Below are 24615 nucleotides of genomic sequence, written 5' to 3'. Positions count from 1 at the left end.
CTCAAACCTTGCGCAAAACGATCGGAAACGGATCTCATGCACAATTATCTCGACTTCGAAAAACCTATCTCGGACCTTGAAGGCAAGATCATCGAGCTAAAGAAGCTTGCCGATGAAGACGAGAGCATAGACACCTCGGAGGAGATCAACCGCCTGGAATCGCGCGTCAACGATGCGATGCAGGACATCTATTCCAAGCTGAACGCCTGGCAGAAAACGCAGGTTGCGCGCCACCCGCAGCGCCCGCATTTCGTCGATTACGCCAAAGCGCTGTTCACCGATTTCACGCCGCTTGCCGGCGACCGCAAATTTTCCGAAGACGCCGCCATTCAGGCGGGCCTTGCCCGCTTCAACGGCCAGCCCGTCGCCATCATCGGCCAGGAAAAGGGTAACGATACCAAAAGTCGCCTGAAGCACAATTTCGGCAGCGCGCGTCCGGAAGGTTACCGCAAGGCGATCCGCGTGCTCGAACTGGCCGACCGTTTCTCGCTGCCGGTTGTCACCCTCATCGATACCGCAGGCGCCTATCCCGGCGTTGGCGCAGAAGAACGCGGCCAGGCCGAAGCCATCGCCCGCTCGACGGAAATGTGCCTTAACGTCAAGGTACCGATCGTCTCCGTCGTCATCGGCGAAGGCGGTTCGGGCGGCGCGATCGCCATCGCTACCGGCAACCGCGTCTATATGCTCGAACATTCGATCTATTCGGTGATTTCGCCGGAAGGTGCTGCCTCCATTCTCTGGCGTGATTCGACCCGCGCCAAGGAAGCCGCAACCAACATGAAGATCACGTCCGAGGATCTGAAATCGCTCGGCGTTATCGACGGCATCATCCCCGAACCGATCGGCGGGGCGCATCGCGCTCCGGAGACCGTGATCAATGCGACAGGTGACGTGATCGCCAAGGCTCTGGCCGATCTTTCACAGCGCTCCGGCACGCAGCTGCGTGCTGAACGCCGCCAGAAGTTCCTGGATATCGGCCGGAACCTTTAAAGCATTTCCAGTAAAAGTGCGTAGCGGTTTTACGTCCGGAAAATGCGTAAAAAGAAAGAGTGAGATTTTTGGCGGTTCGAAGAAACGCTAAAATGATCAAACTCCCAGCCTCATTTTTCCTGAAAATCGCCCCAACTCGGCCATAGTCCGGTCACATCAACAGATGTATCGGCGGTCGTGGGGGCGGGCACCGATTTGAGTTAAGAAGATGTAAACGGTTAATACCGTATTTAAATTGCACGCGGGACGGTGTAGAACTCGGCCGCCCGTGCCATCGTCTTTCGGATCAGATCATGCGTTTGACACATTTTGCCCTGCTCGCCTGCACCGCGCTCGTTCTTACCGGTTGCAACGATACGCTCGAAACCGTTGAACGCGACGTCTCCCACGTCAAGAACAAGGTCGATTACCCGCTGTCTCCGTCCATTCTGGCCGAGATCGACAAAAAGGGCATGGATCGCACTTCGCCGATCATGATCCGCATCTTCAAGGAAGAAGGCGCGCTGGAAATCTGGAAGGCCAGACGCGACAACCGCTTCGAGAAGATCGCCGGCTACGAGATTTGCGCATGGTCCGGCAAACTCGGCCCGAAGGTGAAGGAAGGCGACCGGCAGGCGCCGGAAGGTTTCTACAACCTCACACCTGCGCATCTCAATCCGAACTCGAAATATTACCTCGCCATCAATACCGGCTTCCCGAACCGCTACGATGCCGCCAATGGCCGCAACGGCACCAACCTGATGATCCATGGCGCCTGCTCATCGTCAGGCTGTTATTCGATGACGGATGCACAGATCCTCGAAATCTACGGTTTCGCGCGTGACGCCTTCAAGGGCGGCCAGAAAACCGTGCAGCTTCAGGCTTTCCCCTTCCGTATGACGGCGGAAAACATGGCCCGCCACCGTCAGAGCGAACATCTCGAATTCTGGAAGATGCTGAAGGTCGGCTACGACAATTTCGAAGTCACCAAGCGCCCGCCGGAAGTGAATGTCTGCGAGAAGAAATACGTCTTCAACCAGCAGACGGAAGGCGGCACCTTTAACGGCTCCGCGCAGTGCCCGGCCATGAGCACACCGCCCGCACTGGTCAGCGCGCTCTCAAGCTATGAGAAGACCTACGATCTCGCCTATCAAAAGGCGATGTCGAAATATGACGGCATGGCCTGGTATGATCCAAGCGAGGCGGAGCGCAAGGCGCTGGTCGTCGAAAAGCGCAAGGGCCGCGAACCTGCCTACGCTCCCACCGGCTCGGCGCTGAAGGCCGGTAAGCTGATGAAGGAAACGGAATATGCCGCGCTGATGGAGAAGAAGGCGCAGCAGGTGACGTCGTCGTCAACGGCGACGACAGCCACTGCCTCGTCGCTGCGCGGCCCGCGCCCTTTAACGCCTCAGCCAGCCGCCCCGCAGTCGAACCCGGCACCTGCCGCCCCGACCATGGTTGCAACGGCCACCCCCGCGCCTTCGGCCGACGGCCAGAGCGGTGCTGCCGCACAGGGCATCCCGGTTCCGGCGCTCAACCCGCTCGCCTATTCCGCACCGGCACCGGAAGCGCCGGAAAAGAAGCCGTTCTGGAAGTTCTGGGCCAAGGAATGAACGACACGGCCGAAGTGGTTTACGATCTGAGGGGGCTTAAATGCCCCCTTCCGGTTTTAAGAAGCCGCAAGAAACTTGCTGCCCTCAGGGCCGGCGATATTCTGACCGTGGAGACGACGGATCCGCTCGCCGTCATCGATATTGCCCATATGTGCAATGAGGACGGGCATCGGTTGGTGGAGACGGTAGCGGTGGATAAGGGGCATCGGTTTCGGATTGTGAAGGGCGGGTAAATCGACGGTTTAGCTGTGCGCCCGTGGCTACCCCCTCTGTCCTGCCGGACATCTCCCCCACAAGGAGGGAGATCGGATGATGCAGCCGCTCGGTTCCTCTCAAACTTAATTACTGCGATCTCAACCGCACGATAACGATATTCGAAGCAGGCCGCTTGCCGATCTCCCTCCTTGTGGGGGAGATGTCCGGCAGGGCAGAGGGGGGTAAGCCACACCCGCTAACCTACCTCACCAACTGCCACTCACCTCAAAATCGCAACCCCGAAATCGCCAGCGGATTATCCGTCATCGCCTGCCTGTCCGGCCTGTCGATACCCGGTGCGCCGGTAAAAGCGGCAAACAGGTCCTGCACGAAGGCCTCCGGCAAGTCCTTGGTTATCAGCACCATGCGCGTGCGCTGGTCAGACGGGTCCGGCCAGGCCGCGAGGCGATCCGGCCGGTGGAAAATGTTCTGCACCCCATGCAGCACTAACGGTCGCTCCGGATTGTCCGAAAGCTTGACGACGGCCTTCATGCGCAACAGCTTTTCGCCATGCGCCGAACGCAGCAGATCCACGAACATATCGATCGCCATCGGATCGATCGGCTTGTCATGAATGATCGAGAAGGAACGGATCGACGCATCGTGCCGGTTCACATCGTGATGGTGATGGCCATGGTCGCCATGGTGGTGGTCTCCGTGGTCATGGCCATGACCATGATCGTCGTGATCATGGGCCGCCTCTTCGCCCAGCCAGCGGCCCACATCGGCATTTTTGCTGCGGGCATCATAAAGACCATTGTCGAGAAGCGCCGCTGCACTCCAGTCGGCCTTTTCGCCATCCTCGATCGTTGCGCGCGGATTGAGCGTCTGCAGACGCGCCTTCAGTGCAGCAATTGTGGAAGCGTCGGCGAGCGCTCGTTTGGTCATCACCAACCGGTCGGCCACGGCCGCCTGCTTCACGGCTTCTTCGTGATTATCGAGCGTGGAGAGGCCGTTCACGGCATCCACCACCGTAATCATCCCGTTCAGCACGAAACTTTGCGCGATCACTGGATTGCCCATGATCGACTGCATGACCGGGGCAGGATCGGCAAGGCCAGTCGTCTCGATCACCACCCGCTTTACCGGCTTCAGCTTGCCGGTCTGGATACCATCCATCAGTTCCGCCAGCGTATCCACCAGTTCCCCGCGCACCGTGCAGCAGAGGCAGCCTTCCGCCAGTTCGATGATGCCCTCGCCGGCGCTTTCGACCAGCATATGATCGATGCTGACATCGCCGAATTCATTGATGATGATCGCCGCGTCGCTCATCTCGGGGTCTTTGAGGAGCCGGTTGAGCAGCGTCGATTTTCCGGCGCCGAGAAATCCGGTGATGATGGAGACCGGTATACGCTCGCGAGACATGCCTTGCCTGTATGTTGAGGGCAGCTCCGGCAGATCGTTGAACGATGTTCGACCCGGAACCGCGCGATAAAACAGAAATCGCCCAGGGCTTGAAGCCACGGGCGAGACTGTAATATCATAACAGATCAGAGCTGCGAATAGCCAATTCGTAAAGCTCTCCAGGAGAAACCGCCCGATTTAGGCCGCAACAAGCAATCGTATTAAGCTCGGCGTCGCGCCGCGTTTCTTCTCCCCCGACGGGGAGAAGGTGGCCCGAGGGGTCGGATGAAGGGGAAACGTTGCCGGATTTCGGAGAGCTTGCCCCCTCAACCCGCTGCCGCGACCTTCTCCCCGGTGGGGAGAAGGCGAAAGACGCACCCTCTCGCTTCATGTGCGACGGGGCCGCCCCTGGAGGCATACTCCCTTAAAATCAGAATGTCGGGCGTGGGATCGGGATCGGCACGTTGGCCAGTTCGCCCTTGGCCGTAGCCCCCTTGGTCGTGTTGACAGCCACGGTCTCGCTGCCCGGGATCAGGCCGGCGAAGGAATATTCCGGCGGGCGGGTCATCTCCGTTACATAAGGCGAATGGATAACCATGCGGCCCGCGTCATCGCGCCCCTCGCTGCGCACCTTGGCAGCCTTCGGGTTGCAGATTTCGGCGCTGACATCGTTCACATCGCCGGTATCGCCATAGGGTGCCAGAGAAGCGAGCGAAACCCCTTGACCGGAAGGCGCCGTCAGCCCCATCTGCAGCAGGTCTGCAGACTGGTCGGTTCGTCCGGCAAGGCTGTCCGCGCCCAGCACCACGGTGATGACGGAGCGGCCATTACGCACGGCCGACGACACCTGGTTAAAACCGGAGGCACAGATGAAGCCGGTCTTCATGCCATCAGCGCCATCGAAGCGGCCGACCAGCATGTTGAAATTGGCATAATTCTTCTTGCCGGTGGTGACGCCTTCCAGCGAGAAATAGCCGGCATATTCCGGGAATTCGCGCTTGATGATCAGCGCCAGCAGCGCCAGATCCCGCGCGGTGGTATATTGCCCCTTGCCGGGCAAGCCGTTGGCGTTCACGTAATGGGTGGAGCTCATGCCCAGCCGCTGCGCCTGCGCATTCATCTGCGCCACGAAATTATCGGACGTGCCACCGATCGTCTCGGCAATCGCCACGGCAATATCGTTGGCGGATTTGATCAGCAGCAGCTTCAGCGCGCTGTCCATCGTCAGCTTCTGGCCGGGCTTGAAATACATTTTCGAGGCCGGCTGGTCTGCCGCCTTCTTGCTCATCACCACTTCCGTCTGCGGGCTGAGCTTGCCGGCCTTCATCTGCGAAAAGGCGATATAGGCGGTCATCAGCTTGGTCAGCGAGGCCGGATACCACTTGCGGAAGGCTTCCTGATGGGAAATCACCTTGCCGGTTTTGACATCCACCACCATTTTAGGATTGGCATTGGCCACGGGTGCCGCGGCAACGAGGCCTGCGGTCATGATGGCAACGGCTGCGGAGAGCCGCCGGGCGGCGTTTGGCGATTTAACTGTCTGTGGCAAGGCTTGTCCTCGAATTCCCGTCTTCGGTCGGGGAATGGCAATATTCACCATATATGTCCTAGCAATGGCAAAGTACATTGATTACGTCAATTATGCGGCGCACTATCCACCACGGAGGATGGCTTTTACCACGCGCCGCACCGATGAACCCAGGAATGAACGAATGCCGATTTTGAACAGAGCCGCCGAACTTCAACAGGAAGTCAGCGAATGGCGGCGTCACCTGCACGAAAACCCCGAGATTTTGTATGATGTCGACAACACCGCAGCCTTCGTTGCGGACAAGCTGAAATCTTTTGGCGTTGACGAAATCGTGACCGGTCTTGGCCGCACAGGTGTGGTCGGCATCATCCGCGGCAATCTTTCAAGTGGACGCACCATCGGCTTTCGCGCGGATATGGACGCCTTGCCCATTCTTGAGGAAACCGGCAAACCCTGGGCCTCCAAAACAGCGGGCGCCATGCATGCCTGCGGCCATGACGGTCACACGGCCATGCTGCTCGGCGCGGCCAAATATCTGACCGAGACCCGCAATTTCGCCGGCTCGATCGCCGTCATCTTCCAGCCTGCCGAAGAAGGCGGCGCGGGCGCGCTTGCCATGGTCGAAGACGGCCTGATGGAGCGTTTCGGCATCGACGAGGTCTATGGCATGCACAACATGCCGGGAATTCCGCTCGGCGCCTTCGCCATCCGCAAGGGCGGCATCATGGCGGCACCGGACAAGTTCTCGATCACCGTCAAGGGCCGTGGCGGCCATGCGGCACAGCCGCACCGCACCATCGACCCGATTACCATCGGCGCGCAGATCGTCGGCAATCTGCAGATGATCGCCTCGCGCAATGCCGATCCGATCCGTTCGGTCGTCGTGTCCGTCACCCGCTTTCACGCCGGCTCCAGCCACAACATCATCCCCAACGAGGCGCTGATAGCCGGCACGGTGCGCAGCCTCGACGAGACGGTGCGTGATCTCGCGCAGGACCGCATCAAGCAGTTGGCGGAAGGCATAGCCCTTGCCAACGGCGCTGAAGCCGAGGTGGTGTATGAGCGGTATTGCCCTGTGACCTTCAACCATGCCGCCGAGACGGATCATGCCATCCGCGTGGCCCGCGATGTAGCGGGTGAGCCGAATGTCGATCCCGATGTCGATCCTTCCATGGCAGGTGAGGATTTCTCCTTCATGCTGAAGGAAAGGCCGGGCGCCTTTATCTTCCTCGGCAATGGCGATTCGGCCGGGCTTCACAATCCCGGCTACGATTTCAACGATGAGGCCATCGCCTACGGCATTTCCTACTGGGTGAAGCTGGCTGAACAGCGTCTCACGAGCTGATTGCCGGCTAACGCCAAGAAAGCCGAGGAACAGATCAACCGCGATGAAGAACGCGGTTGATCCGCAGGCATCGTCAGGTTAAAGAGCAATTCAGTGTCCACGTAGCTCAGCAGGATAGAGCACAGGATTCCTAGTTGATAATTGGGGGCTGCGGTCCGAAAGGCTGTAGTCGATCTGCTCAAATTCGGGGAACGCTTAGCTGGGCTTCCAGCATGCCAATCCCGAGCCAAGCTTCAGGCGAAAGCCTGTTGAAGGTGTAGAGACTGGTAGGGCAGCGCCTAAAGGCCGCAAGGTCCATGGTGAAGGGACAGTCCAGACCACGAACGCCCTGCCCATTGGTGGCGGGACGGCGGTTAAAGCCGAAGTGGTATGAATCCTGGGGTCGGAGGTTCGAATCCTCTCGTGGACACCATTTTTTCCTGTTTTATCCGCCGTTAAGATACAGACCCTGCTCTGCAACCAGAACGGCCAAAACCTTTCGGACCGACATGGCCTGTCCGAAAGGTCGATTTCCGGCACGGTCTGCCGCGCGCCTACACCGCCACCGGCGTAATCCAGCGCGGGTCGGTGCTTTCCGCGCTATCCACCACCGCTTCCACAAAGGCCACGCCCTTCAACCCGTCATAGGCAAGCGGAATATTGCGGCCAATCGCACCCGGCTCGCGGCTCGCCTTGCGGGCACGGATGGCTTCCGCAAAACCGGCATAAAGGTTGGCGAAGGCTTCCAGATATCCCTCCGGGTGACCGGGCGGGGTGCGTGTTCGGACCCTTGCGTCTTCGGAAAGATCATCCGCGCCCCGCTTGATGGTCTGCACACGCCCGTTAAGCGGTGTATAGACGAGTTCGTTCGGCTGCTCCTGAAACCATTGCAGGGAGCCGGTCGCGCCGAAAACCCGCAGACGCACGCCGTTGGAATTACCGAGCGCCACCTGTGACGACCACAGGAGGCCCCGCGCGCCGCCGTCATAACGCATCATCACATGGGCATTGTCATCCAGCGCCCGCCCCGCCACGAAAGTGGCAAGATCGGCGGTAAGCGACTGTAGTTTCAGCCCGGTCACGAAGCCAGCCAGATGATAGGCATGGGTGCCGATATCGCCGATGGAGCCGCCGCGGCCGTTCTTCTTCGGGTCGGTGCGCCATGCCGCCTGGGCATTGCCCTGCTGTTCGATGGCCGTCGCCATCCATTCCAGCGGATATTCCACCTGTACGGTGCGAACTTCGCCGATCTCACCGGCCGCGACGCGCGCACGCGCTTCATGCACCATCGGATAGCCGGAATAGGTATAGGTGACCCCCACAAAGCGGCCGCTTTCCCGCGACAGTTTTTCCAGCGCGATGGCGTCCGCCAGCGTCGCAGTCAGCGGTTTTTCGCAGATCACGTCAAAACCCGCCTCGATCAGCGCTTTCGCGATCGGGTAGTGGGTGAAATTCGGCGTGCAGATCGCAACAGCGTCGACACGATCCTCGCGGGAAATCTCCCCGGCGATCAGCTCCTGATAGCTGCCATAGCTGCGGGCCGGGTCGAGCCCTTCATTGATCGCAAAGGCGCGGCCCTTTTCGGGGTCGACATCGAAGGCCCCGGCAGCCAGCACCCATTTGCCATCAAGACGTGCGGCGAGACGGTGGATATTGCCGATATAAGCGCCCTGACCGCCGCCGATCATACCCAGACGAAATGGTCTTTCGATACTCATTATTCCTCCAGCCCCAACATGGCGCGGTTGGCATTGCGGTTCGCGCCGGATTTGACGAAATCGTCAAAGGCGCGGTCCGAAACGCGGATGATGTGGTCGGCGATGAAACGTGCGCCTTCAGACGCGCCGTCCTCCGGGTTTTTGACGAAACATTCCCACTCCAGCACCGCCCAGCCATCGAAGCCATACGTGGTGAGCTTGGTGAAGATCGCCCCGAAATCGACCTGCCCGTCGCCGGGGCTTCGGAAGCGGCCGGCCCTTTTGGACCACGGCTGATAACCGCCATAGGCGCCTGATTTTCCGTCTGGACGAAACTCGGCATCCTTGACGTGGAAGGTTTTGATCCGTTCGTGATAATGGTCGATGAAGGCGAGATAATCCATTCCCTGCAGAACCAGATGCGAGGGATCATACATCAGGTTCGCCCGGGGATGCTCCTTGACCTTGTCGAGAAACATCTCCCAACTGTGGCCGTCATGCAGGTCTTCGCTGGGATGGATTTCATAGCAGACATCCACGCCATGGGCGTCGAAGTCATCGAGGATCGGCGTCCAGCGGCGGGCAAGCTCGTCAAAGCCTTCCTCCACCAGCCCTTCCGGCCATTGTGGATAAGGATAAAGATAGGGCCATAAAAGCGCCCCGGGGAAGGTCACGTGGCGGTCGATGCCGAGGCGCTTTGAGGCGCGGGCGGCAAAGCGCAGTTGTTCCTCGGCCCATGCCCGACGCTTTGCGGGATTGCCGCGCACATGCTCCGGCGCAAAACTGTCCATGATCGCGTCATGGGCGGGGTGCACCGCCACAAGCTGCCCGGTGATGTGGGAGGCGAGTTCGGTGATCTCCAGCCCTTGCTCGCCGAGCATGCCCTTCAGATCATCACAATAGGCATCGCTTTCCGCTGCCTGTTTCATGTCGATCAGGCGCGTATCCCAGGTGGGAATCTGCACGCCCTTAAAGCCCTTGGCTGAAGCCCATTCCGCCAGCGAGGCAAGCGAATTATAGGGCGCTTCATCCGCCGCGAACTGCGCCAGAAAGACACCCGGCCCCTTGATGGTTCGCATAGGCTTATTCCTCCAGCTTTTTCGCCGGCACCGGCGCATCGTCGTAACCGCCATAGACCGATTGATCGAAGGGGATCACCGCGCCCGTCATCATGCCGCTGTCGTTGGATGCCATCCACAGGATGGCGCGGGCCACTTCAAGCGGATCGAGGATGCGCCCGAACGGTTTTGCTGCCGCCGCACGGTCGATGAAATCGGGATCACCGGTCTCGGAGAGGACGAGCTTGCGCTCGTGATCGGAATTCATCCAGCCGATATCGAGCTGGTTCACATGGATACGATGGCGCATCAGCGAAAAGCCGGCGTGGCGGGTGACCGTGGCAAGTGCGCCCTTGGACGCCGCATAAGGCGCAAGGAAAGGCTGGCCTGTCAGACCCGACATTGATCCGACATTAACGACACGACCCTCGATCCCCTCGCGGATCATCACCTTTGCCGCATCCTGAATGAGAAAGAACGGCGCGCGCGTGTTGACCGCGAACATCCGGTCGAAAAGCTCGGGCGTCGTGTTGAGCATGTTGCCGCGATCTGTCAGGCCTGCCGCATTGACGAGAATATCGACCCGTCCGAAGCGTTTGTCCGTCGCCGGAATGATACTGCGGACATCATCGATATCACCGAGATCGGCCGCTACCATCTCGACCGGCACGCCCGATTTCTGCGTGATGGCATCCGCGACTGCCTGTCCCTTTTCGACGCCGCGCCCGACAATGACCATCCCCGCCGCACCCGCCTGTGCAAACACCTGCGCAACGGCTGCGCCCAGACCCTGGGTTCCGCCAGTAATAACGGCGATCTTTCCTTCAATACTGTTCATTTCACGACCTCATAACCAGCGGCGTCGATGACGCGCAGCAATTCCCTGTGTCCCTTGCAGGCCATGTCCAGCGGCGGGTTCTTGACCGGGTCCTGCTCCGCCTCGACCACGAACCAGCCCTCGTAACCTTTCGACGCCAGCGACTTGACGATTGCCCCGAAATCCAGGCTGCCATCGCCCGGCACGGTAAAGGCGCCCTTGATGACGGCATCAAGGAAACTCTCCCGGCTCCTGTCCAGTCCGTCGACAACCTCACGCCGGATGTCCTTGGTGTGGACATGGGTGATGCGGGCATGGTGGTTTTCGATGACGCGCATGACGTCCCCGCCCGCAAAGGCCATGTGCCCGGCGTCAAACAGCAGGGGAACGGAAGAATGTTTCATGAAGAAATCAAGTTCCGGCTCGGTCTCCACCACGGCCGCCATATGGTGATGGTAGGAAATCGGCATGCCCTTTTCCGCGCACCAGTCGGCAAAGTCGGACATCTTGCGGCCATAGGCCGCCATGCTGGCCTCGTCGAGCCGGGGCTTCGTGGCAAGTGGTGCGGAGCGCACGCCCTGAATGGAACGCGCCGTTTCGCCATAAACGATGCAGGGCGCGCCGGCGGCGATGAAAAATTCCATCTGCTGCGCGATGCGGTCTTTCTCCGCCTCGATGTCGCCATCCAGCAGCAGGCCGGAAAACCAGCCGCCGCACACCGATATGCCGTAACGGTCGAGGATCGGCCCAAGCTGCGCCATATCCATCGGAAACCGGCGTCCGGTCTCCATTCCGGTAAAGCCGGCTTCGCTTGCCTGCCGCAGGCATTCCTGAAGGCTCACATCATCGGAAAGCTCGGCGAGATCGTCATTCCACCAGGCAATCGGCGCAATACCAAGTCTTGCTTTCATCTCAGACCCCCACTCGCTGCGCCTTGCGGATGTTTTCCTGCGCCGCGCGGGCGGCACGCACGGTCTCGAAGCTGGAGACGGAGGGAACACCGACATCCCAGTCGGCGTCGCCCGGCACCCATTTCCACGCATCGGAAACGATGGAGATGACGGTCACGCCATCATTGCCCTGCGCCCAGATCATCGCGTCTTCAAGATCGGCAAGGCTCTCGGCCTTGCGCGCATGGGCGCCCATGGCTTCCGCATGTTTGACGAAATCGACATGCAGCGGATTTTCCCTGTCCCTGATGCGGCAATCTGCCAGCAGATTGTTGAAACCGGGAACGCCCTTGGCCTGCTGCAGACGGTTGATGACGGCATACCCGCCATTGTCGCAGACTACCACGATCATGCGGTGCCCGGTCAGCGCGGCCGAATAAATATCGGAGTTCATCATCATATAGGTGCCGTCTCCCAGCATGACGATTGGAACGCCGCCGGTGCCGCCCGGCCCTTCCTGCGCCATCGAGCAGCCCCAGCCGGCGGCGATTTCATAACCCATGCAGGAAAAACCGAATTCGCAGTCGAACGTATTCGGGTTCTTGACCCGCCATCCCTTGGTCACCTCACCCGGCGTTCCACCCGCCGCCGCGATCAGCGTATCTTCGGGCCGCGCAACCCGGTTCAGCACGCCGACCACCTGCGCATAAGACGGAACCGGCGCATTGGTGACACGCTGGTGTTCGTCGAGCAGATTATCCCATTCTGCGAACAGCGTTTTGGCCCGCTGCATATGGGCGGCATCGGCCTTGTAAGTGCCGAGCGCGTTGTCCAGATCGTCGATTGTCTCGAGGGCATCGCCGACGACGGAAAGCGCCCGGTGTTTCACCGCATCAAAGCGGGCGGCATTGACGGAAATGAACTGCGCATCACGGGAGAAAGCCGTCCAGGAACCCGTGGTGAAATCCTGAAGCCGGGTACCGATCGCCAGCACGACATCCGCCTCCTTCGCCAGCGCATTCGCCGAGGTCGATCCGACGATGCCGATCGGCCCGGCATGGACCGGATGGTGGTGGGTAAGCGCGCCCTTGCCGGCGATGGTTTCAACCACTGGAATGCCGCGCTTTGCGGCAAATTCGGCAAGGCGTTCTTCCGCCAGCGAATAACGCACGCCACCGCCGGAAATGATAAGCGGCCGTTTTGCCTGCGCCAGCAGCCGCGCGGCGGCGGCCACGGCGTCACGGTCCGGACGCGGGCGCGGAATTTTCCAGACCTTCGGTTCAAAGAAGACCGCCGGATAATCGAACGCGATTTCCTGCGTATCCTGCGCAAGCCCGATGAAGGCCGGGCCGCAATCGGCCGGATCGAGCATGGTGGCGACCGCCTGCGGCAGCGATTGCAGCAATTGTTCCGGCAGCACGATCCTGTCCCAGTAACGCACCACGGATTTGAACGCATCGTTGACCGTGAGCGTCGGATCGCCGAAATGCTCGACCTGCTGCAGAACCGGGTCCGGCAGGCGGCTTGCGAAGGTATCGCCCGCAATGAGGAGAACGGGCAGCCGGTTGGCCATGGCGACGCCGGCGGCGGTCACCATGTTCAGCGCCCCCGGCCCGATCGAGGTCGCAGCGACCATGATCTGCCTGCGCCGCTTTGCCTTGGCAAAGCCGATCGCGGCAAGCGCCATGGATTGTTCGTTCTGCCCGCGCCAGGTCGGCAATTGGTCCTGCACCGTTTCCAGCGCTTCGGAAAGGCATGTGACATTGCCGTGCCCGAAAATGGCGAACACGCCGGCAAACAGGGGAACACGCTCTCCGTCGATCTCGGTAAACTGGTTGCACAGGTAACGTACTAGCGCCTGCGCCATGGTCAGGCGTAAGGTCTTTGCGGTCATCTCGCCTCCTCCTGCGGATGGTTGTTGATATGTTTTGGAATACATATTGACAAATTCTGTACTTTGCAATGATTATTGCCAAATACCTCGGGAGGAAAATTTCAATGCTGAGAATTGCAGTGCTTGGCGTGGGCCGCATCGGCCGCATGCATGCGGAAAACATTGTCGCTCATCCACGTGCGACATTGGCTGGTATCTTTGATGTATACGAGCCCTCGGCGAAAGAAATTGCCGAAAAGCTTGATGTGACACGATTTGAGTCGGCCGAGGCGGTTTTTGCCTCGCCTGAGGTCGACGCCGTGCTGATCGCCACCTCAACCCCCACCCATGCGGATCTGCTGGAAAAGGCGGTTGCCGCCGGAAAACCTGTGCTCTGCGAGAAGCCCATCGATCTCTCCCTCGACCGCGTCAACGCCTGTGCAACAAAAATTGCCGGCAGCGGCGTGCCGATCATGCTCGGCTTCGTCCGGCGTTTTGACAGCGGACACCGCGCCGTGCGCGAGGCGATCGAAAACGGAACGATAGGCGATCTGCATCAGGTCGTCATCACCTCGCGCGACCCCGGCATGGCGCCCGCCGCCTATATCGAAATGTCGGGCGGCATTTTCCGCGACATGACGATCCACGATTTCGACATGGCCCGCTTCATTCTGGGTGAAGAGATCAGCCAAGTCTCGGCCACCGGTTCGCGGCTGGTCGACCCGGCGCTGATGGAAAAATGCGACGACTACGACACCGTGACCGTGGTGCTGAAAACCGCTTCGGGCAAACAATGCACGATCAGCAATTCGCGCCGCGCGGTTTATGGCTACGATCAGCGGGTGGAAGCCTTCGGAAGTGCCGGCATGGCGATTTCCGAAAACCGGACGCTCAATCACCTGCGCCTCCACACCGAAAGCGGCACCGACCGGGCAGCACCGCTGATGAACTTCTTCATCGACCGGTATGCAGATGCCTTCGCAGCGGAAATCAGCGCCTTCGTCGAGGCCGTGGAACAGGGCAAGGCACCGGAGGTCGGCTTCGAAGACGGCCGGCTGGCATTGCTTCTCGCCGAAGCGGCAATCCGCTCCGTCGCTGAAGGGCGCACCGTCAACACAAGCGAGATGGGGTAAACCATGTACGCGAATTTTGGACTTTTCATAGATGGCCACTGGCTTGCCGGTGCCGCAACAGGTGAGGTCGTCTCTCCGGTCACCGGCGCGGTGCTGGGCGAGGTGACGCTTGCCAGCGCCGATCAAACCCGCAGCGCGATCGACGCGGCCGCAGCCGCCCTTCCGAAACTGCACGCCATGGGCGGCTTCGCCCGCGCCGAAGCGTTGCACAGGGCCGCCGACGAAATGCTGCGCCGCGCCGATGAAGGCGCGAAGATGATCTCGCTGGAGACCGGTAAACCGATTGCCCAGGCTGGCCGCGAATGGACGCTTTCCTGCGACCAGTTCCGCTGGTTCGCCGAAGAAGCGCGCCGCATCTATGGCCGCATCGTTGACAGCCGGGTGCCCGGCGGACGGTTTGAGGTGACCCGCGAGGCCGTGGGCATCGTCGGCGCTTTCACCGCGTGGAATTTCCCGGCCGCCCTTCCGGCCCGCAAACTCGCCCCGGCGCTCGCCGCCGGATGTCCCGTCGTGCTGCGCCCCTCATCCCAGACGCCAGGTGTCGCGATGGTGATGGTCGACTGCCTGCGGGCAGCCGGTCTTCCGGATGGCGCTATCAATCTTGTTGTGGGTTCAACCGCCGATACTTATGGCCCGATCATGGCGGACAAGCGCGTCCGCAAGGTGTCGCTGACGGGCTCCACCCGGGTCGGCCAGCAAATGATCCGTGACGCTGCTGAGACCGTGAAGAAGGTCTCGATGGAACTGGGCGGCAATGCGCCCCTCATCATTTATGACGATGCGGATCTCGACAACGCGCTCGATCTTGCCGTGCCCACCAAATTCGCCAATTGCGGCCAGGTCTGCGTCACGCCGGATCGCATCTTCGTTCACGAGAGCCTACACGACGCTTTTGTCGATGGCTTCGTGGCCCGCACGGCGAAGATCAGGCTCGGTGACGGGCTCGATCCCGATACCGGCATGGGTCCGCTCATCAATGCCGGCCGCCTTGAAGAAATCGAGGCGGTGGTCGCCGATGCCGTGCGCGCCGGCGCAAAAATCGCCCATGGCGGCAAGCGCCCGTCGCACCTGAACCACGGTTTCTTTTTCGAACCCACCGTGCTGACCGGCGTGACGGACACGATGAGGGTTTTTGCCGAAGAAAATTTCGGTCCGATTGCCGCAATCACCCGTTTCAGCACCGAGGACGAGGTTCTGGAGCGGGCTAACGCCTCCGACATGGGCCTTTCCGCCTATGCATTCACCCGTTCTCCGGACAGGGCACGGCGAACGGTAGCGGCGCTGAAATCCGGCATGGTCGGCATCAACAGCTTCGCGCTCGCCGCATCCGAGGCGCCATTCGGCGGCACGAACCATTCCGGCATGGGGCGTGAGGGTGGTATCGAGGGGATAAGCGATTATCTCGAAACCAAACTCGCCCAGATCGTCTTCTAAAGACAGACATTCTTGCAGGAGAAAATCATGCGGAAAAACAAATTGAAGGAAATCTGGGCCGAGGGACGTCCGGTGCTGCATGGCTGGCTGTCCATCGCCAGTCCGTTCAGCGCCGAGATCATGGCGGCGCAGGATTATGACGCCATCTCCATCGACATCCAGCACGGCGCGGTCGACTACAAGGACGTGCTCGGCATGTTCCAGGCGATGCGCGCTTCTGACAAGGTGCTGATGGCGCGGGTACCCTGGCTCGACCCGGCATGGATATCCAAGGTTCTGGATGCCGGGGCTTATGGCATCATCTGCCCTATGATCAACACCCGGGCACAGGCCGAGCAATTCGTTCGTTACATGCGCTACCCGCCGCTCGGGGAACGCAGCTTCGGCCCCACCCGCGCCGTTTACGCCGCCGGCGGCAATTATGCCGCGGAAGCCAATGACGAAATCCTCGCCTTTGCGATGATCGAAACGGCAGAGGCGATGGACAATCTCCAAGAGATTGCCTCCACCCCCGGCCTCGACGGGATTTATGTCGGCCCCGCCGATCTCAGTTTCTCGCTTTCTAAAGGGCAACTGACACCAGCCTTTGACCGCGAGGAGCCCGAGGTCATCGACGCCATCAAGCGCATCCTCGATGCCTGCCACCGCAACGGTATCAAGGCGGCCCTCCATTGCGGCACGGCGGATTACGCTGCCCGTGCGGTGGAATGGGGCTTCGACATGACGACCGTATCAGGCGATTCCCGCCTGCTGGCCGCCGCAGCGACGGAATCGACTGCGACGTGGCGCAGGCTGGTGGAAAAGACCGCCAAAAAAACCGATGGCAAAGGGGGGTATTGAATGCCGAACCTTCTCGTGGCCGGAAAACTTCACCCTTCCGGCGAGGCGATGCTGCGTGATCTGCCGTCCCTCGGCTTCTCCGTCCGCTATATTGAAGATGTCTCCGAAGCCTCCTACGCACCCTTCATCGAAGAAGCGGATGCAATCGTCATCCGCACACAACCGCTCTCGGCAGCCACCATTGCCAGGGCCGGACGGCTGAAAGTGGTGTCCCGTCATGGGGTGGGTTACGATAGCGTCGATCTTGCAGAACTCAACCGCCGCAACATCGCGCTCACCATCGTCGGCGACGTCAATTCCGTCTCAGTCGCCGAACATGCGATGATGCTGCTGCTGGCGGCGGCAAAGCGGGCCATACTCGCCGACCGTGCGGTTCGCGAACCGGGGCAGTGGAGCTGGCGAAACAGGCTGGAGCAGCAGGAAATATCCGGCAAGAACCTCCTCATTCTCGGTTACGGCCGGATCGGGCGGCACCTTGCCAGAATGGCTTCGGGTTTCGGCATGCATATCCGCGCCTACGACCCCTACCTGCTGCAATCGGGATGGCCCGAAGGGCCGACAAGACCCGTATCGCTGGAAGAAGGCCTGCCCTGGGCCGACTATATTTCCGTGCACATTCCCAAGGGACCACGCCCTGCCATCGGGGCTGCCGAAATCGCACTGATGAAGCGCGGTGTCGTGCTATCCAACACGGCCCGTGGCGGTGTCGTTTGTGAAAAGGCGCTCAGCGAAGCGCTCGCCTCGGGTCATGTCGGCGCGGCCGGGCTTGATGTCTTCGACGACGAGCCGCCGGAAAGCTCCTCCCCGCTGCTGTCGCAGTTCAACACCGTGCTGTCGCCTCATATTGCCGGGCTTACAACGGAATGCGGAGAGAGGATGGCCATCGCGTCCATCCAGAACGCCGTCAATTATCTGAAAGGGACGATCGATCCCGGCCTCATCGTCAATCCGGAATTTGCCCATGTCTGAAAAACCCGTTCTTCGCGTCGGCCTCATCGGCACCGGCTTCATGGGCAAAGCCCATGTCTTCGGTTTCGCCTCTGCCCAGAAGGTCTTCGACCTGCCCTACCGGATCGAACTGCACATCGTTGCCGACATCACCGAGGATGCGGCTGCACGGGCAGCTGCGGATTTCGGCTTCGCCCATTCCACGGCGGACTGGCGCAGCATCATCGCCGATCCGGATATCGACCTCGTCGACATCACCGCGCCGAACGCCCTGCACAAGGAAATGGCGCTTGCCGCCATTGCCGCCGGCAAACATGTCTATTGCGAAAAGCCGCTGGCGCCGCTTGCTGCGGATGCCGGCGAGATGGCCGCTGCCGCGGCTGCGCGTGGCGTCAAAACGCAAGTGGGCTTCAACTATCTCTGCAATCCCATGCTGCGGCTGGCGCGGGAAATGGTGGCGTCAGGCGAACTCGGTAAGATACGCGGTTATCGCGGTCTGCATGCCGAAGACTACATGGCCGACGCCTCCGGCGCCTTCACCTTCCGCCACGATCCGGCCGGCGGCGGTGCGCTTGCCGATATCGGCTCTCACGCGCTTGCCACAGCCGAATTCCTGCTCGGTCCGATAACCGAAGTGATGGGGGATTGCGTGACGCTGATTGCCGAGCGGCCGGATGGCAAGGGCGGCACACGCAAGGTGGAAGTGGATGATGTGGGACGCGCTTTCCTGCGTTTCGCCAATGGTGCGCAGGGTTCGGTCGAGGGCAACTGGATCGCCACCGGCCGCAAGATGCAGCATGATTTCGAGATCTACGGCGACAAGGGTGCGCTTTATTTCACGCAGGAGCGCTTCAACGAGCTGCATTTCTATTCCGCCACCGACCCAGCCGGCCGCCGTGGCTTCCGCAAAATAGAGGCCTCTCCTGACCACGCGCCCTATGGCCGCTTTTGCGTCGCGCCCGGTCATCAACTCGGCTTCAACGACCTGAAAGCCATCGAGATCGAAGGTTATCTCAGGGCAATCGCGGGGCAAGCACCAGAGCGTTTCGGCTTTGCTGCTGGCCTGCGCATCCAGCGACTGGTCGAGACGATCCAGCGCTCGTCATCCACACGGCAATGGATGGCTGTCGATGCGTGAAATCCCGGATTGAGCGACGGGCTGCGGGCCTTCATGCCTCTTGGAAAACCGCAATAAATATTGCAAGATCATGCCATGAAGCAACAACCGCAGCCCGTCGACCCTCCGAAAGATTACGAAGAACTGATCCGCCTCATCCATGATCGCCATGATCAGATGAGCAAGACCTATCAGCGGATTTCCGTCTATCTGACGCAGAACCCCAATGAAGTCGCCGTGCATTCGGTCAATACCATTGCCGAGCGGCACAACATCCACGCCTCCAGCTTCGTGCGGTTTGCGCAGTCGCTGGGCTACAAGGGTTTCAAGGAGCTGCAGGCGCTGTTCCAGAAACGGCTGGCGACGGCTGCTCCGGGCTTTGAGGCACGCGTGCGCGCGCTCGATGATGAATTGCAGAGCCGCGAGGACCGTTCGGAATACGGTTTCCTTCACGATCTTGTCGTCAGGGACATCGCCTCCTTACAGGACCTGCTGGAACGCATCAGCGCCGAACAGCTGGGCACGGCCGCCGATCTGATCGAGGCCGCCGGCACCGTCTATCTCGTCGGCCAGCTGCGCTCCGCGCCGGTGGCGGAGCTGCTGCGTTACATCCTCACCATGCTCGGCAAGCAATGTATCCTTCTTGATCCGGGCGGCGGGCTCGCTACCCACATGGCCCGGACGATGAAGACCGGTGACGTGCTGATCGCGGTGTCGTTCCGATTTTACGCGACGGAAGTAGTGAATATCGTCGAGGAGGCGGAAAAGATCGGTGTGCCGACCGTAGCGATTTCCGACAGTACCCTGTCACCGCTGGCAAAATCGGCAAAGGTCCTGTTCGCGGTTCCCGAGCACGATTATAGCTTTTCCCGGTCTCTCGCCGCGCCAATGTGCCTTGCGCAGGCTCTGGCCGTCGCCGTGGCCGCGCGCGTTCAGAAGAACGAGACCGCGCCGCGAATTCCGACGGTGACCGGCCTCTAGGCACCAACATCCCTTAAAGCCCCGCCACACCGTCCCAGATCAGCTTCACCGCTACCAGCGCCACAGAAATATAAGTCAGGGGGTAAAAGATCGAGGCACGCATGTGGCGCACCGTCCAGGCACCGAGCCATGTGGAGACGATAGCCAGCGGCACCATCAAGGCGGCACGGCCGAGATTTTGCGCGCCGAAACCTCCGAGCGCCGCATAGGGCACGAGTTTCAGGACATTGGTGATGGCAAAGAACATCACATTGGTGCCGGTGAAAACCTTCGGATCCATACGCAGCGGGAGCAGATAGACCTGCAGCGGTGGCGAGCCGGCATGCGCGACGAAGCTGGTGTAACCCGCAAGCAGGCTCCAGAACCGTCCCGCCATCGGCCGCTCCTTGGCTGCCATCAAAAGAACGCCTCTGGCCAGAACGACGCGCAACACGAACACGGCAGAGACCAGGCCGACGATCAGGCGCACCACGGCGTCCGAAGTGATCTCGGCTGTCATCCAACCAAGCCCGATGCCGAGAACAGCTGCCGGCAGAAGCTGTCGCATGATCCGCCAGTCGACCCATTTGCGCCAGGCCGCCACACCAACCATATCCATGACAACGAGGATCGGCAGCAGAATGGCGGCCGCCGTGACCGGCGACATCACCAGCGCCATCAGCGGCACGCCAAGCAGGCTCATGCCACCGAGCCCACCCTTGGAAAGCCCGACCAGCACAACGGCAAGCACGGTAAGACCCAGTTCCAGAGGAGAGTTGAAAAGGTTCAAGTGCATCTCCTCGGCATTGCCGCCGGCACCCCTGCAGGGGCACCACGCGCATGAATATCAGCCCTTCCGGAGCCGGGCTTTTTGACGGTAGACATCAGCAACGACCGCGCTGACGATGATCAGTCCCTTGACGATCTCCTGATAGTAAGCATCCACGCGCAGAAATGTGAAGCCCGACATCATCAACCCCAGGATCACCGTGCCGATAACGGTGCCGAAAATCCTACCCCGCCCGCCGGAAAGGGACGTGCCGCCGATGACAGCCGCGGCGATGGCGTCGAGTTCGTACATCATGCCCATGCCGGCCTGCGCCGTTTCCGCACGGGCGGCGGTGACAATGCCAGCGAGGCCCGCGAGCAGGCCGGCAATGGCATAGACCTTGACCAGATGCAGCTGGACATTGATGCCGGACACGCGGGCCGCCTGCATGTTCGCGCCAATCGCATAGGTGAACTTGCCGTAACGCGTATAGCGCAGGGCAATATGGAAGGTGACGGCGACGAGCAGGAAGATGACGACAGGCCATGCGCCCGAGCCGATCGATGCGAAGCTCTCTGTCGGGAAGGAGATCGGCTGCCCCTTCGTATACCACTTGGCGATGCCGCGTGCGGTCACCATCATGCCCAGCGTGGCGATGAAGGGCGGTATTCCCGTCACCGCGATGAGCATGCCGTTAACGATGCCGGCGATCAGGCCGAGACCGAGGCCGACGGCCAGTGGCACCACCACGGGCATATCGGTCAGTGCGGGATAGATCGCCCGCGCGAAATCGCTGCTTTGCGCAAAACTCATCGCGATCATGGCCGTCATCGCCACCACAGAGCCCGAACTGAGGTCGATGCCGCCGGTGATGATGACCTGGGTGACCCCGACGGCGATGATGCCGACGACAGAGACCTGGAGGATCATGATCGTCAGGCGCTGCGGACTGCCGAGAAAGCTCTGCCCCTGCACGAACCATCCAAGCAGTTCGAACACAAGTGCGACGCCGATCAGCACGGTCAGAATATTCAGTTCCTGCGGTAGCTTGCGCCTTTTCCGTTCGACCGGTTCGGTCTGTACACTATCCATAATTTTTCCTCCCCGGCATTGCCGCCGTCGCAGCCTCAGCGGGCCGCCAGTTCCATGATTTTGACTTGGTCCGCTTCGGCGCGATCGAGAATCCCGGTCATATGCCCCTCGTGCATGACGAGGATCCGGTCCGACATGCCGAGAACCTCCGGCAGTTCCGACGAGATCATGATGACGGCGACACCTTCCTTCGCCAGACTGGAAATCAGGCGATGGATTTCCGCCTTGGCGCCGACATCGATGCCGCGTGTCGGCTCGTCGAGAATGAGGATGGCGGGCTTGGTCAGAAGCCAGCGGGCGATCAACACCTTCTGCTGGTTGCCACCGGACAGGTTTTCGATCCGCTCATCGAGATCGGGCGTCTTGATACGCAACGCCTTTTTCATGTCCTCGCATAGCACCGTCAGTCCGCGCTCATCGACATAACCCATCGCCGCATGGCCATTCTGGAGGGCCGCGATCTGCATGTTTTCAAGAATCGAAAGCGGCAGAAAACAGCCGGTTGCCTTGCGGTCTTCCGTCAGCAACGCCATGCCCTTGCGCATCGCATCCGCCGGCGAACTGATCGTGACCGGAACGCCGTCGATGCGGATCGTCCCTTCATTCGCCGGCACCACCCCGAAAATCGCCTCGGCGACGTTGGAGCGACCAGAGCCCACCAACCCCGCCACACCGAGGATTTCACCACGATGCAGATCGAAGGAAATATCGCGGAAAACCCCGGCCAAACCGAGATCCCGAACCTCAAGAACGACATCGCCGATCAAGGCTTCCTGCTTGGGAAACATATTGGTGATCTCGCGGCCGACCATCATTTTTATGATGTCGTCGCGCGTGACATCGGTGCTCGCATGGGTGCCGACATATCGCCCGTCCCGAAACACGGAAAACTCGTCGGCGATCTCGAACAGCTCGTTCATCTTGTGGGTGATGTAGACGATGCCGATATTGCGTGACCGCAGGTCGCGGATGATATCGAAAAGATGTGCGACTTCGGACTCCGTCAGTGCCGATGTCGGCTCATCCATGATGAGCACGCTGGACTGGTAGCTGACGGCCTTGGCGATTTCGACCATCTGCCGCTGCGCCACCGTCAGCGTGCTGACCTCCGCCGCCGGATCGATATTGATCTTCAGCTGGTTAAACAGCGCCCGCGTCTCCGCCAGCATTTTCGCATGGTCTATGAGGCCGAGACGATTTTTCGGCTCGCGGCGGATCCAGATGTTCTCCGCCACAGTCATCCAGTCCATCAGCGCCAGTTCCTGATGGATCATGGCGATGCCGCGCTCCAGCGCATCGCGGGGGCTTTTCAGGCGGACGTCTTCCCCCCGTAGCCTCACGGTGCCGGCATCCGGGCTATAAATCCCGGCAATGATCTTCATGAGTGTCGACTTGCCGGCGCCGTTTTCGCCCATCAGTGCGTGCACGGAACCCGGCCGCAGGCGGAACTGCACCTCATCCAGCGCGACGACGCCCGGAAATTCTTTGCGTACCCCCTCGATTTCAAGAAGGTAGGGGCCGGCGGCCTGCTTGAAGCGTTCAATCGCCTCTAAGGTGGTCGTGGAAATCATATCTCACCCGTCCTTTATCCGGCCAGCGGCCGGGCCGTGATTTGCTGTGCCGGCGACCGAGGCAATGCCCGGTCGCCGGCCACAAATCAGTTGTTGGACTTGTATTGAGCGACATTGGCGGGGGTGACGAGTTCGAAGGGCACATCGACCTTGTGCTCGAATTTTTCGCCACGTGCGATTTTCAGCACGGTATCGAGAGATCCCTCACCCTGCCCCTTGGCGGACTGGTAGACCGTGACATCGAGGTCGCCTGCTTCCATCGCGGCAAGCGCATCCTGCGTCGCGTCAACACCGGCAACAATGACATCCTTCATGCCGACGCCCGAAGATTTCAGCGCCTGGATCGCGCCGAGCGCCATCTCGTCATTGTTTCCAAGCACGATGGTCGGCTTCATGCCGGATGTGATCCAGTTCGTCATCAGGTCCATGGCGGGGGTGCGCATCCAGTTCGCGGTCTGCGCGTCCAGCACCTTGATGTCCTTGCAAGCATCACTTTTAAGGACACGTTCCGCCGCCGCGGTGCGGCCGCGCTGGCCGGTGGTGCCAAGCTGGCCCATGAGAATGACCGCATCGCCCTTGCCGCTGGCAAGCTTGCAAACCTCTGTCGCCTGCAATTCGCCAGCCTGTTCCTCATTAGAGCCGACCCAAGCCTGCTTGTCCGGGAATTTTTCCATATTGGCCGGAAGCATGTTCACGAAGACCAGCGGAATACCCGCTTGATCGGCGATCTTTGACATCGCCCTGCCGGAATCCGCATCCACCAGCATGGTGATGATGCCATCAACGCCAGCCGCCACGAAGTTTTCGATCTGCGACTGCTGGCGGGCAATATCGCCCTGCGCATCTTCCATCTGGACTTCCACGCCAAGATCCTTGGCATGGCGCTGAATGTTGTGACGTAATACGGTGAGATAGTTGTCGTCAAAGAGCGACATCGCCACGCCAATTTTCTCGGCGTGAGCAGCGCTTGCCATCATGGCGCAGAATGCGGTTGTGATTACGATTTTTTTGATCACGAGATTTTCTCCTCCTCTTTTCCCCGCACGTGACGAATGTGTGCGATCACCCAAACCGACGCCTCCCGGCCGTCTCCAGGCATGGCTTCGCCGGTGACGGATGCAGCAGCAAAATCCGCCTCAAGCGAAGTCATGTCCTGTCGATCAGTCGAAACGGCAGCACTGTTTGCGCGCAGCTTTAGTGCTGCGCCCGTCTCTCCCATGCGACCGGGTGTTTTCCGGGCGCAGTTTCAACATAGCGGGATGGGACAGGATTCGCAACAAAAATTGCAGAATTTCTATACAGCAATAAAATTTCCAGAATCTTGCTGCCGGGCCATCCGCCGACATTCATCCAGAAGGTGAAAAAGGATCGACAAAACCC

General features: G+C 60.4%; 22 protein-coding genes. 10 read left to right on the top strand and 12 right to left on the bottom strand.

Features of this window, described 5'->3' with window-relative positions:
* The first annotated feature begins 36 nt into the window (after positions 1-36).
* The 3 genes from DXT96_RS09750 to DXT96_RS09740 all read left to right on the top strand — a co-directional run bounded on the left by DXT96_RS09750 (position 37) and on the right by DXT96_RS09740 (position 2815).
* The gene (locus tag DXT96_RS09750) at positions 37-990 is read left to right on the top strand and encodes an acetyl-CoA carboxylase carboxyltransferase subunit alpha (protein WP_142841505.1); all 954 of its coding nucleotides are present in this window, start codon (positions 37-39) and stop codon (positions 988-990) included.
* A 293-nt stretch (positions 991-1283) separates the two neighbouring features.
* The gene (locus tag DXT96_RS09745) at positions 1284-2582 is read left to right on the top strand and encodes a murein L,D-transpeptidase family protein (RefSeq protein ID WP_153514462.1); all 1299 of its coding nucleotides are present in this window, start codon (positions 1284-1286) and stop codon (positions 2580-2582) included.
* Positions 2579-2815, top strand: a complete 237-nt coding sequence (locus DXT96_RS09740; RefSeq protein ID WP_153514461.1) for a sulfurtransferase TusA family protein — start codon at positions 2579-2581, stop codon at positions 2813-2815. The genes DXT96_RS09745 and DXT96_RS09740 overlap by 4 nt, the downstream gene beginning before the upstream one ends.
* Before the next feature lie 247 nt (positions 2816-3062).
* Here the strand turns inward: DXT96_RS09740 and DXT96_RS09735 are convergent, their stop codons facing one another.
* Together DXT96_RS09735 and DXT96_RS09730 are read right to left on the bottom strand one after the other, a co-directional pair.
* Entirely contained in the window at positions 3063-4202 is a 1140-nt protein-coding gene (locus tag DXT96_RS09735) for a GTP-binding protein (protein ID WP_153514460.1), read from the bottom strand.
* A 409-nt stretch (positions 4203-4611) separates the two neighbouring features.
* Positions 4612-5670, bottom strand: coding sequence for a D-alanyl-D-alanine carboxypeptidase family protein (locus DXT96_RS09730; RefSeq protein WP_174374015.1), 1059 nt, complete (start codon positions 5668-5670; stop codon positions 4612-4614).
* A gap of 223 nt (positions 5671-5893) precedes the next feature.
* Between DXT96_RS09730 and DXT96_RS09725 the strand changes: the two genes are divergently transcribed.
* On the top strand, positions 5894-7057 hold the full coding sequence (locus tag DXT96_RS09725) for a M20 aminoacylase family protein (protein WP_153514459.1): 1164 nt from the start codon (positions 5894-5896) through the stop codon (positions 7055-7057).
* 533 nt (positions 7058-7590) lie between these two features.
* Here DXT96_RS09725 and DXT96_RS09720 read toward each other — a convergent pair.
* Genes DXT96_RS09720 through iolD form a run of 5 tightly spaced genes read right to left on the bottom strand, consistent with a single transcriptional unit; the run spans position 7591 to position 13392 of the window.
* Positions 7591-8754 (bottom strand): Gfo/Idh/MocA family protein, encoded by a 1164-nt coding sequence (locus DXT96_RS09720; RefSeq protein WP_246670552.1) that lies wholly within the window; start codon positions 8752-8754, stop codon positions 7591-7593.
* Positions 8754-9812 carry a sugar phosphate isomerase/epimerase gene (locus DXT96_RS09715; RefSeq protein ID WP_153514458.1) on the bottom strand — a complete coding sequence of 353 codons (1059 nt, stop codon included), beginning with the start codon at positions 9810-9812 and terminating at the stop codon, positions 8754-8756. Before DXT96_RS09715 ends, DXT96_RS09720 begins: the two co-directional genes overlap by 1 nt.
* 4 nt (positions 9813-9816) lie before the next feature.
* Entirely contained in the window at positions 9817-10629 is an 813-nt protein-coding gene (locus DXT96_RS09710) for an SDR family oxidoreductase (RefSeq protein ID WP_153514457.1), read from the bottom strand.
* Entirely contained in the window at positions 10626-11519 is an 894-nt protein-coding gene (gene iolE / locus DXT96_RS09705; protein ID WP_153514456.1) for a myo-inosose-2 dehydratase, read from the bottom strand. The genes DXT96_RS09710 and iolE overlap by 4 nt, the downstream gene beginning before the upstream one ends.
* Position 11520: 1 nt before the next feature.
* Positions 11521-13392, bottom strand: coding sequence for a 3D-(3,5/4)-trihydroxycyclohexane-1,2-dione acylhydrolase (decyclizing) (iolD, locus tag DXT96_RS09700; RefSeq protein WP_153514455.1), 1872 nt, complete (start codon positions 13390-13392; stop codon positions 11521-11523).
* A gap of 104 nt (positions 13393-13496) precedes the next feature.
* On the opposite strand from iolD, the gene iolG reads away from it, so the two are divergent.
* The 6 genes from iolG (at position 13497) to DXT96_RS09670 (ending at position 19824) form a co-directional block, all read left to right on the top strand.
* Entirely contained in the window at positions 13497-14504 is a 1008-nt protein-coding gene (gene iolG / locus DXT96_RS09695) for an inositol 2-dehydrogenase (protein ID WP_153514454.1), read from the top strand.
* 3 nt (positions 14505-14507) lie between these two features.
* A complete protein-coding gene (locus DXT96_RS09690; RefSeq protein WP_153514453.1) occupies positions 14508-15938 on the top strand; it encodes an NAD-dependent succinate-semialdehyde dehydrogenase in 1431 nt (476 codons plus the stop codon).
* Positions 15939-15965: 27 nt separating this feature from the next.
* Positions 15966-16778: an HpcH/HpaI aldolase/citrate lyase family protein gene (locus DXT96_RS09685; protein ID WP_153514452.1), complete on the top strand. Its 813-nt coding sequence runs from the start codon at positions 15966-15968 to the stop codon at positions 16776-16778.
* Complete coding sequence (locus tag DXT96_RS09680) at positions 16779-17747, top strand: hydroxyacid dehydrogenase (RefSeq protein ID WP_153514451.1); 969 nt, start codon at positions 16779-16781, stop codon at positions 17745-17747.
* Positions 17740-18864 carry a Gfo/Idh/MocA family protein gene (locus DXT96_RS09675; protein ID WP_153514450.1) on the top strand — a complete coding sequence of 375 codons (1125 nt, stop codon included), beginning with the start codon at positions 17740-17742 and terminating at the stop codon, positions 18862-18864. The genes DXT96_RS09680 and DXT96_RS09675 overlap by 8 nt, the downstream gene beginning before the upstream one ends.
* Before the next feature lie 75 nt (positions 18865-18939).
* Positions 18940-19824, top strand: coding sequence for a MurR/RpiR family transcriptional regulator (locus DXT96_RS09670; protein ID WP_080854335.1), 885 nt, complete (start codon positions 18940-18942; stop codon positions 19822-19824).
* A 13-nt stretch (positions 19825-19837) separates the two neighbouring features.
* Here DXT96_RS09670 and DXT96_RS09665 read toward each other — a convergent pair whose 3' ends face one another.
* From DXT96_RS09665 to DXT96_RS09645, 5 genes are all read right to left on the bottom strand, one after another.
* A complete protein-coding gene (locus tag DXT96_RS09665; RefSeq protein WP_246670551.1) occupies positions 19838-20593 on the bottom strand; it encodes a sulfite exporter TauE/SafE family protein in 756 nt (251 codons plus the stop codon).
* A gap of 57 nt (positions 20594-20650) precedes the next feature.
* Positions 20651-21664 carry an ABC transporter permease gene (locus DXT96_RS09660; protein ID WP_046799878.1) on the bottom strand — a complete coding sequence of 338 codons (1014 nt, stop codon included), beginning with the start codon at positions 21662-21664 and terminating at the stop codon, positions 20651-20653.
* A 35-nt stretch (positions 21665-21699) separates the two neighbouring features.
* Positions 21700-23235, bottom strand: coding sequence for a sugar ABC transporter ATP-binding protein (locus DXT96_RS09655; RefSeq protein ID WP_153514449.1), 1536 nt, complete (start codon positions 23233-23235; stop codon positions 21700-21702).
* A gap of 86 nt (positions 23236-23321) precedes the next feature.
* The gene (locus DXT96_RS09650; protein WP_371418839.1) at positions 23322-24248 is read right to left on the bottom strand and encodes a substrate-binding domain-containing protein; all 927 of its coding nucleotides are present in this window, start codon (positions 24246-24248) and stop codon (positions 23322-23324) included.
* Positions 24248-24454: a hypothetical protein gene (locus tag DXT96_RS09645; RefSeq protein ID WP_153514448.1), complete on the bottom strand. Its 207-nt coding sequence runs from the start codon at positions 24452-24454 to the stop codon at positions 24248-24250. Before DXT96_RS09645 ends, DXT96_RS09650 begins: the two co-directional genes overlap by 1 nt.
* Positions 24455-24615 lie beyond the last annotated feature (161 nt).

The organism is Agrobacterium sp. ICMP 6402 (assembly GCF_009498615.1).
Taxonomy (GTDB): domain Bacteria; phylum Pseudomonadota; class Alphaproteobacteria; order Rhizobiales; family Rhizobiaceae; genus Agrobacterium; species Agrobacterium burrii.
The sequence above is the reverse complement of the archived record's forward strand: the minus strand, read 5'-3'. Positions and strand labels throughout refer to the sequence as shown.

Coding starts and splice junctions, on each gene's coding strand:
- DXT96_RS09750 (WP_142841505.1), top strand. CDS start 37: ATGCACAATTATCTCGACTTCGAAAAACCTATCTCGGACCTTGAAGGC.
- DXT96_RS09710 (WP_153514457.1), bottom strand. CDS start 10,629: ATGAACAGTATTGAAGGAAAGATCGCCGTTATTACTGGCGGAACCCAG.
- DXT96_RS09715 (WP_153514458.1), bottom strand. CDS start 9,812: ATGCGAACCATCAAGGGGCCGGGTGTCTTTCTGGCGCAGTTCGCGGCG.
- DXT96_RS09645 (WP_153514448.1), bottom strand. CDS start 24,454: ATGGGAGAGACGGGCGCAGCACTAAAGCTGCGCGCAAACAGTGCTGCC.
- DXT96_RS09725 (WP_153514459.1), top strand. CDS start 5,894: ATGCCGATTTTGAACAGAGCCGCCGAACTTCAACAGGAAGTCAGCGAA.
- DXT96_RS09685 (WP_153514452.1), top strand. CDS start 15,966: ATGCGGAAAAACAAATTGAAGGAAATCTGGGCCGAGGGACGTCCGGTG.
- DXT96_RS09735 (WP_153514460.1), bottom strand. CDS start 4,202: ATGTCTCGCGAGCGTATACCGGTCTCCATCATCACCGGATTTCTCGGC.
- DXT96_RS09670 (WP_080854335.1), top strand. CDS start 18,940: ATGAAGCAACAACCGCAGCCCGTCGACCCTCCGAAAGATTACGAAGAA.
- iolE (WP_153514456.1), bottom strand. CDS start 11,519: ATGAAAGCAAGACTTGGTATTGCGCCGATTGCCTGGTGGAATGACGAT.
- DXT96_RS09740 (WP_153514461.1), top strand. CDS start 2,579: ATGAACGACACGGCCGAAGTGGTTTACGATCTGAGGGGGCTTAAATGC.
- DXT96_RS09655 (WP_153514449.1), bottom strand. CDS start 23,235: ATGATTTCCACGACCACCTTAGAGGCGATTGAACGCTTCAAGCAGGCC.
- DXT96_RS09675 (WP_153514450.1), top strand. CDS start 17,740: ATGTCTGAAAAACCCGTTCTTCGCGTCGGCCTCATCGGCACCGGCTTC.
- DXT96_RS09730 (WP_174374015.1), bottom strand. CDS start 5,670: ATGACCGCAGGCCTCGTTGCCGCGGCACCCGTGGCCAATGCCAATCCT.
- DXT96_RS09690 (WP_153514453.1), top strand. CDS start 14,508: ATGTACGCGAATTTTGGACTTTTCATAGATGGCCACTGGCTTGCCGGT.
- iolG (WP_153514454.1), top strand. CDS start 13,497: ATGCTGAGAATTGCAGTGCTTGGCGTGGGCCGCATCGGCCGCATGCAT.
- DXT96_RS09680 (WP_153514451.1), top strand. CDS start 16,779: ATGCCGAACCTTCTCGTGGCCGGAAAACTTCACCCTTCCGGCGAGGCG.
- iolD (WP_153514455.1), bottom strand. CDS start 13,392: ATGACCGCAAAGACCTTACGCCTGACCATGGCGCAGGCGCTAGTACGT.
- DXT96_RS09745 (WP_153514462.1), top strand. CDS start 1,284: ATGCGTTTGACACATTTTGCCCTGCTCGCCTGCACCGCGCTCGTTCTT.
- DXT96_RS09660 (WP_046799878.1), bottom strand. CDS start 21,664: ATGGATAGTGTACAGACCGAACCGGTCGAACGGAAAAGGCGCAAGCTA.
- DXT96_RS09720 (WP_246670552.1), bottom strand. CDS start 8,754: ATGAGTATCGAAAGACCATTTCGTCTGGGTATGATCGGCGGCGGTCAG.